Genomic DNA, 7,896 nt, shown 5'->3' with positions numbered 1-7,896 from the left:
CAGACGAGGGCCGCGTCCGATCATGAGTAGCTCCGCCGCGTGTCGGGTGCCGGTACCTGGGCGCCCTTGTAGTCGACGGGCACGCCACCGAGCGGATAGTCCTTACGCTGTGGGTGACCGGACCAGTCATCCGGCATCATGATCCTGGTAAGGCTGTCGCGGCCGGAGAAGACGATGCCGAAGAAGTCGTAGGTCTCCCGCTCGTGCCAGTCCGCGGTAGGCCAGACACCCATGACGCTCGGGACGGTGGGGTCGTCGTCGGCGAGCGCGACCTCGACGCGGATGCGGCGACGCCAGGTCATCGACAGCAGGTGGTACACGGCGTGCAGCCGCCGGCCGCTCGGGTCGTCGGGGTAGTCCACCCCGGAAACCCCGGACAGCAGTTCAAAACGCAGACCCGGATCATCCCGCAGCGTCTGCGCGACCGCGAGCAGGTAGTCGCGCCGCACGTGCAGGGTCAACTCGCCGCGTTCGACCACCACGCGTTCGAGCGCCTCGCCGAGCTGCGGGAAGGAGCGCTCCAGGGCGTCGTAGACAGCGTCGGCGTCAGGGTCGCCAAACGGTCGTGCGGTCGAGGCCGGAGCAGAGGGTTTCTCCACGAGGCCGCCGAAACCGGAGGTGTCGCCGGAACCGGACGCACCGAAGGCGTCGCGCCGACGCGGTCCGCCCTTTCCCGAAGACGCCATGACGTCGCTCATGCCCTGTCCCCGTGCTCCGGTGCAGCCACCGGACGCTTGATCCGGCCGAACACCGAACCGGGAGCGATCGCGGCAGGTCGGCGCGTGTCGAGCGACGGTTCGACCGCACCGGCTCCGGTCGGGACCGGGGCACCGGCGGGAAGGCGGAACCGCTTGCGGTCGTTGACCGACAGTGTGTCGGTTTCCAGCGCCCCAGCCGGCAGACCGGCCCGCGCGGTTGCCACCTCGATCGGCTTCGGATAGGGCGAGTGGCCGACCGTCGTGTACTCGAGCTTACCCGTCACCGTGCCGGCGAGAATCTTCTCGTGCAGCTTGAGGATCGCGTCCATGAGCATTTCCGGCCGCGGCGGGCAGCCTGGGAGATACATGTCCACCGGGACGATGTGGTCCACACCCTGGACGATGGCGTAGTTGTTGAACATCCCGCCGCTGCTCGCGCACACGCCCATCGACAGCACCCACTTGGGTTCGGGCATCTGGTCGTAGATCTGGCGCAGCACCGGAGCCATCTTCTGACTGACCCGACCCGCAACGATCATAAGGTCGGCCTGGCGCGGGCTGGCCCGGAACACCTCCATACCGAACCGGGCGAGGTCGTAACGACCTGCGCCGGTCGACATCATCTCGATGGCGCAGCATGCCAGGCCGAACGTGGCCGGCCACAGCGAGGACCGCCGTGACCAGTTGGCCATCTTCTCCACGGTCGTGAGCAGCAGGCCACCGGGCAACTTCTCTTCTAGTCCCATTCGAGGCCTCCGCGTCGCCACACGTACGCATAGGCGACGAATACAGTCGCGATGAACAACACCATCTCGACCAGCCCGAAAATCCCCAGGCTCCCGAAGGCGACCGCCCACGGATACAAGAAGATGATCTCTATGTCGAAGACGATGAACAGCATCGCGGTCAGATAGAACTTCACCGGGAAGCGGTGTGGGCCGACCGGCTCGGGCGACGGCTCGATTCCGCACTCGTATGCGTCGAGCTTGGCGCGGTTGTACCTCTTCGGGCCGACCAGCGACCCCATGATCACAGATCCGATCGCGAACGCTGCCGCGATCACTAAAAGTACGAGGATCGGCACGTAGTTCGACAGCATGCCGAGCTCCTCTCTGCAGGTCCGGTGCGGGATGTGGCAGTGGCGGTGTGCCGTTGACGATCAGTTGCAGGCGACCCGGGGTTCGCTGGTCGGATCGCGCCCGGGAGCCTACGCGACGCCCGATCCGGGGGTTGCGGCCGGTTTACCCCGACCCGACTGGTGATGTCCGGCGGCATTCAGCGGGTGACGTCCGGCGGCATTCAGCGGGTGACGTCCGGCGACGTCCAGCGGGTGACGTCCGGCGACGTCCAGCGGGCGACGTCCGGCGACGCACGTTTGGGCACTCAGGTCGCGGGCGCGACTCTGGTCATCGCGTTGATCAGACGGTCCAGCGCATCACCTCCCCGCGGGTCGGTGAGATTCGCCAGCAGCTTCAGCGTGAAACGCATGAGCGTCGGCCGAGGCAGCCCGTACCGGGTTGCCGTCCGCATCACGGCCGGGTTTCCGATCAACTGGACGAACACCCGACCGAGGGTGTAGTAGCCGCCGTAGCGCTGGCGGAGAAGGTGCGGGTATGCCTGCAGCGCCCGTTCCCGCGACGGCCCGGACGCGCGGGCCATCGCCTGCACGGCCACCTCGGCCGCGAGACGTCCGGACTCCATGGCGTAGGCGATGCCCTCGCCGTTGAAGGGATTGATCGCACCACCCGCGTCCCCGACGAGCATGAGACCGTCGCGATAGTGCGGCGTGCGGTTGAAGGCCATCGGCAGCGCGCCACCGCGGACCGGACCGGTGGCGTTCTCCTCGGTGTAGCCCCACTCCGGTGGGAGACCGCCGAGCCAACGCCGGAGTAGGTCCTTGTAGTCGGTGTTCTGGAAGGCGCTGGTGGTGTTCAGCAGCCCGAGGCCGACATTGCTCGTTCCGTCGCCGACACCGAAGATCCAACCGTAGCCGGGAAGCAGCCGGGAGGCCCCCGGTGTGCCCTCCCACAGTTCCAGGTGGGACTCCAGGAAGTCGTCGTGGGTGCGGGGGCTGCGGTAGTACCGGCGCACCGCAACGCCGAGCGGACGATCATCACGGCGGCCGATGCCGAGCGAGAGGGCCATCCGCGCGCTGTTGCCGTCAGCTGCGATCACCAGCGGAGCGCGGAACTCGACCGGTTCGCGGCCACGGCCAGCCTTCGCGTGGACTCCGACAACCCGACCGGTGCGCTCGTCGAGCACCGGGCCGGTGACCGCGGTTTCCTCCCGCAGCCGTGCGCCTGCCTTCTCGGCATGCCGGACGAGCAGCTCGTCGAAGTCGAGCCGGGGACGGACCAGGCCGTAGTCCGGCCAGTTCGCCAGCTCGGGCCACGGCAGTTCGAGTCGCACGCGGCCGCCGACGATCCGCAGGCCGCGGTTTCGGACCCACCCGGAGCCCTGCTGGACCGACCCGGAGATCTGGGCACCCCGGGGTACCTCCCGATCGACCCCGGCCGGACCAACCCCGGCCGGACCAACCCCGGCCGGATCGCTGCTGGTGTCGATACCCATCTCGATCAGGCTGCGAACGGCCCGGGGAGTGAGCCCGTCACCGCAGACCTTCTCCCGCGGGAAGCTCGTCTTCTCCAGCAGGACGACCTCCAGCCCGGTGCGGGCCAGGTGATACGCAGCCGCCGACCCGCCTGGTCCAGCACCGACAACGATGACATCGGCGTGCTCGGCCTCGACCGCTGTCATGATCACGCACCGCTCCGGATCGCCGGGGTATTCCCACTCGCCATACTTCCGCCGCTCGTGAACGTTTTCACGAGCGCAACGGCGAGTCTAGGCCCTGCGCCCGCGGTTGGCACAGGTGCCGGGATCGCGAACAGGCCCGCGTCGCGTGCAGCGACGAACCGCGGGTCCGAACCCCAGCAAATGGATCACCATGGCCGTAAGGTGAGTGGGGATGATGTACCGGATCAGGGGCTGTGATCCCCGCCCCGCAGCACCCGGGGCGCGACCGGACACTCGACCGGACAGGAGCACGGGATGAGCGTCGAGACCGTCACACTGTCCACGGCGGACGGACCCATGGATGCTGTCGTCGCGCATCCGGCCGACGTGCCCCGCGGCGGTGTCATCGTCGCCCAGGATGCATTCGGGCTCACCGGGTACATCGCGGCCGTGTGCGAGCGTTTCGCCGCCGTCGGCTGGCGTGCCATCGCGCCGGCCTTCTACCACCGGGCGGGGTCACCGGTCTTCGCCTACGACACCGATATCGCCGCCATCCGACCGACCACGCAGGCGCTCAACAGCCTTGAGATCCTTGATGACGTCGACGCGACTATGGAATTGCTCGCCGACGAGGGAACCGCGATCGACCGCATCGCGGTGGTCGGTTTCTGCATGGGCGGGACAGTGGCGACGATTGCCGCCGCGCACCGTCCGCTCGGGGCCGCTGTCAGCTTCTACGGCGGCGGGCTCGTCCAGGGCCGGTTCGGCGAGGCGCCCCTGGTCGAGGTGGCGGCCCGCCTCCAGGCACCGTGGTTGGGCCTTTTCGGTGACCTCGACCAGAGCATCCCGGTGGAACACGTCGAAGCCATGCGATCGGCCACCGGGGACGCCGCCGTGCCGACCGAAATCGTCCGCTACCCGGGCGTGGGGCACGCGTTTCACTGCGACGAACGGCCCGCGGGATACAACGCCATCGCCGCCGCGGATGCCTGGGCCCGCACGCTGGCCTGGCTGGACGCCCACATTCCAGCCTGATCATCAAGCCTGGCCGCCCGGGGCGCCGCGGTTATCCCGGTAACCCGCGATACCCGCGATACCGGGTCAGGAGGGGCGGGTGGCGCGGTGCAGTGCCACGATGCCGCCGGTGAGGTTGCGCCAGCCGACCCGGGTCCAGCCGGCTCCGCCGATGCGCGCGGCCAGGGCCGGCTGGTCCGGCCAGGCGCGGATCGACTCGGCCAGGTAGATGTAGGAGTCCGGACTGCTGCTGACCGCGCGGGCGAGCCCGGGCAGCGTCCGCATCAGGTACTCCAGGTAGACCGTGCGCCACGGCGCCCAGGTGGGCCGGCTGAACTCGCAGACGACCAGGCGTCCACCCGGCCGGGTCACCCGCGCCAGCTCCGCGAGGCAGCCGTCCACATCGACGACGTTGCGCAGGCCGAAGGAGATTGTCACCCGGTCGAAGGAGGCGTCCGCGAACGGCAGCTTCAGGCCGTCCCCGGCGACCAGAGCAACAATGCCGCCACCGGCAGTATTGATCTGCTGACGGAGACGTTGGCGGCCGACCCTGAGCATGCCCAGGGAGAAGTCGCAGGCAACGACCGCGGCGCCGCGGGCGGCGAACGCCCGGGAGGAGGTAGCGGTACCGGCCGCCAGGTCCAACACCCGAAGTCCCGGATGCAGCTCGAGCGCGTCCGCGGTGGCGATGCGCCAGGTCCTGTCCCGGCCGGCGGACAGCACCGTGTTGGTCAGATCGTAACGGCGTGCAACACCGTCGAACATGGCCGCGACCTCGTCCGGACGCTTGTCCAGCCCGGGTCGGCCGGCCGAGGTACCGGGCGTCGGCGCGGCGCTGCCGCCTGCCCCGCTCACCGAAACACCGCCGGGGGGCCTGCGGCGGCGACATCCACGGCCAGCTGATCGTCTCCGGCCGCCATGGCGAGCGCGGCCTGTGCCGCCTCCCAGTCGGTGGTGGCGCCGATCGCCGTGAGCCGCGCCCGGGTCGCGGTGTCACACAGCGCTCCGGCCACCCCGGCCTCGTAGAGGTCGCGGGCACGCACGCCCAACGCGGCGGCCACCGCGTGTTCACGTCCGAGATCGGTGTCGAACATGGCCGGGTCGTCGGTGGCCAGCGAGCAGCGGACGCCGGCGGCCATGAGCGCGGGCAGCGGATGCGCGGCGAGCTCGGTCACCGACCGGGTCCGCAGGTTGGACACCGGGCAGACGTCCAGGACGATGTTCCGTTCCGCGAGTTCAACCATGAGATCGGGATCGTCCACGGCGCGGATGCCGTGACGGATGCGGCGTGCACCCAGCGCGTCGACAGCGCCTCTGATCGATTCCGGTCCGGTGGTCTCGCCCGCGTGCGGGACGGCGGCCAGGCCTCCATCGGCGGCGATGGCGAACGCCCGTGCATACGGCTCGGGCGGATGACCGACCTCCGGCCCGCCGAGGCCGAGGCCGACGATCCCCAGGTCCCGGAACCGGACCGCCTGGCGCGCCACCTCGCAGGCCGCCTCCGGCGGCAGGATGCGGTCGACGTCCGGGGTCAGGCGCATGTCCAGGCCGAACCGTTCCCGCGCCTCGGCCACGCCGTCGGCGTAGCCGTTGAAGATCTCCTCCCAGGAGATTCCGCGCTGAACCCGGAACCACGGCGAGAAGATCCCCTCGACGTACACGGCGCCGTGCCCGGCCGCCTGCGCCGCGTAGTCGACGACGACCTGGCGGAAGTCCTCGGCGGTGCGCATCACGTGCGTGGTCATGATCCAGATCTCGATGAAGTGGTCGAAGTCCCGGAACCGGTAGAGCTCGGTGAGGCCCTCGACGGTCGTCGCCGGCAGCGGCTCGCCGTTACGCCGCGCCATCGCCAGCAGCGTCTCCGGGCGGACGGTGCCCTCCAGATGGACGTGCAGCTCGATCTTCGGTCCGGTGCGCACGGTCACCCGGTCAGGCTAGCCGGACGCCTCCCGCACCGGGTCGGCGCATTACCCCCGAGAGATCTCCCGGCTGAACATCCGAGGACGAGCTCTCTGTGCACGCCGTACGGCTTGGCGTGGGCGAGTGGCTAGGGGACCCGGCCTCGGTGAACTCCCCCGGGTGACCGCATCCCCACCCGTCCGTTCCGGGCGGATGGCCGGCCCCTAGTCCCTCGGTCGGGGGTTCGAGCCCCACCCGCCCCGCCACGCTGCGTAGTTAGCTTCTGACCTGGGCCAATAGGTTCGACCTATCGACCGGGCCACTCGGAGGCGACCTAAACGAGCAGATAGATGGTCCTGTTTCCCTGGTTCGTAGGGAAAAATGGTCCTCGCCCGACGACCCCTCATGCGGCTGCTGTGAGTGACATCTGATCCCGCGCGGCGCCGTCCTTTGTGACGACTTCGGTGAGTGATCTGCCTCGCCAGGCGACGATGTGGTCCGGTCGGATCAGGAGGCATTCGTCGGCGGCCAGGAAGTCGACGCGATCGTCGGTCAGGGTTGCCCCGTCGGGGCCGGCCAGGTCGAGGCTCGGCGTCCGTGCGTCCTGCCGCCCGCGCTCCTGCGCGCCGCCGCAGTCGGCTACTGCACGTCCCGCGAGCAGGCCGAGGCACCGCCGACTGGTTCGAGCAGGCCCTCGCCCATAGCACCGGCCGCCTGCACGGCTCCACCAGTGCCCTTTCCGCTGTCGGTGCCGGTATGGACGTCCCCACCGGCTACCTTGCGCGTCGCTACCGGCGATGGTTGGGCGGCCTTTACTCTCGGCCCCGGCGGCCGTGCGGGCGGCTGGAGCGGTTGGCGTCGACATTGGTGCTCAAAGTCATGAGGATCTCCGGTAGTTCCGCCACGAGGTGAGCCGGCAGGCCGGTCACGGTCTCCTCGGCCAGGGCGCACCACAGCTGCTTGATCTGGTCAACGATTGATCTCCCGCTGTCGGTGAGTTCGACGACGCTCGCGCGCCTGTCGGACAAGGCGGGCACGCGGCTGATGTGGCCCGTCGCTTCGAGCTTGCGAGTCATGACGGTGACGCTGGGTGGCTCGCAACCGAGCGCTTCACCAAGCTGCGCCTGGATCATCGGGCCGGTCCGGGCGAGCTCGAGCAGAAGCGCCTCCTGGCCGGGGTGCAGGCCGAGCGGCGCCAGCAGCGCCGCTGCCCTGGCCCGGTGGCGCAGGCTCAACAGGCGAATGGCCTGGTTCAGGGTGCCGGCGTACTCGAAGTCCACGAGCCTCTCCTTGACAAGATGATTATCCGGATAACATTATCCGGATAATCAATTCTACCGTCGAGGGGAGCGGCCATGACCGCCAAGGTCGCCGTCATCTACTACAGCGCGACAGGCACCGTGCACGCGCTTGCCCAGGCCGTCACCGAGGGCGCCGCCTCGGCCGGAGCCGAGGTGCGGCTGCGGCGGGTAGCCGAGCTGGCATCGGACAGCGCGATTGACGAGAACCCGCTGTGGCGGCGGCACACCGACGCCGTCTCGTCGATCGC

Annotated in this window: 9 protein-coding genes; 2 read left to right on the top strand and 7 right to left on the bottom strand. The window is 69.4% G+C overall.

Going from position 1 to position 7,896, the window contains the following annotated elements:
- Nucleotides 1-20 precede the first annotated feature (20 nt).
- The 4 genes from U9977_RS04520 to U9977_RS04505 form a co-directional block, all read right to left on the bottom strand.
- Nucleotides 21-698 (bottom strand): NADH-quinone oxidoreductase subunit C, encoded by a 678-nt coding sequence (locus U9977_RS04520; protein WP_322747884.1) that lies wholly within the window; start codon nucleotides 696-698, stop codon nucleotides 21-23.
- Nucleotides 695-1,444, bottom strand: a complete 750-nt coding sequence (locus tag U9977_RS26835; RefSeq protein ID WP_416210330.1) for a NuoB/complex I 20 kDa subunit family protein — start codon at nucleotides 1,442-1,444, stop codon at nucleotides 695-697. The genes U9977_RS04520 and U9977_RS26835 overlap by 4 nt, the downstream gene beginning before the upstream one ends.
- A complete protein-coding gene (locus tag U9977_RS04510; RefSeq protein WP_322747914.1) occupies nucleotides 1,435-1,794 on the bottom strand; it encodes an NADH-quinone oxidoreductase subunit A in 360 nt (119 codons plus the stop codon). Before U9977_RS04510 ends, U9977_RS26835 begins: the two co-directional genes overlap by 10 nt.
- 287 nt (nucleotides 1,795-2,081) lie before the next feature.
- Nucleotides 2,082-3,455: a geranylgeranyl reductase family protein gene (locus tag U9977_RS04505; RefSeq protein WP_322747883.1), complete on the bottom strand. Its 1,374-nt coding sequence runs from the start codon at nucleotides 3,453-3,455 to the stop codon at nucleotides 2,082-2,084.
- Nucleotides 3,456-3,749: 294 nt separating this feature from the next.
- Between U9977_RS04505 and U9977_RS04500 the strand changes: the two genes are divergently transcribed.
- Nucleotides 3,750-4,469, top strand: a complete 720-nt coding sequence (locus U9977_RS04500; protein ID WP_322747882.1) for a dienelactone hydrolase family protein — start codon at nucleotides 3,750-3,752, stop codon at nucleotides 4,467-4,469.
- 66 nt (nucleotides 4,470-4,535) lie between these two features.
- On the opposite strand, the gene U9977_RS04495 is transcribed toward U9977_RS04500, so the two are convergent.
- From U9977_RS04495 to U9977_RS04485, 3 genes are all read right to left on the bottom strand, one after another.
- Complete coding sequence (locus tag U9977_RS04495; RefSeq protein ID WP_322747913.1) at nucleotides 4,536-5,213, bottom strand: demethylmenaquinone methyltransferase; 678 nt, start codon at nucleotides 5,211-5,213, stop codon at nucleotides 4,536-4,538.
- Between the two features lie 86 nt (nucleotides 5,214-5,299).
- The gene (gene add, locus U9977_RS04490) at nucleotides 5,300-6,367 is read right to left on the bottom strand and encodes an adenosine deaminase (RefSeq protein ID WP_322747912.1); all 1,068 of its coding nucleotides are present in this window, start codon (nucleotides 6,365-6,367) and stop codon (nucleotides 5,300-5,302) included.
- Nucleotides 6,368-7,159: 792 nt separating this feature from the next.
- Nucleotides 7,160-7,627, bottom strand: a complete 468-nt coding sequence (locus U9977_RS04485) for a MarR family winged helix-turn-helix transcriptional regulator (RefSeq protein WP_322747881.1) — start codon at nucleotides 7,625-7,627, stop codon at nucleotides 7,160-7,162.
- Between the two features lie 75 nt (nucleotides 7,628-7,702).
- On the opposite strand from U9977_RS04485, the gene U9977_RS04480 reads away from it, so the two are divergent.
- Nucleotides 7,703-7,896: flavodoxin domain-containing protein (locus U9977_RS04480; protein ID WP_416210471.1), on the top strand; the 194-nt coding region annotated here is incomplete at its 3' end.

Origin of the sequence: Protofrankia sp. Cas8 (assembly GCF_963555845.1) — a bacterium.
Taxonomy (GTDB): Bacteria; Actinomycetota; Actinomycetes; order Frankiales; family Frankiaceae; genus Protofrankia.
This window is presented reverse-complemented; position numbering and strand designations above follow the sequence as displayed.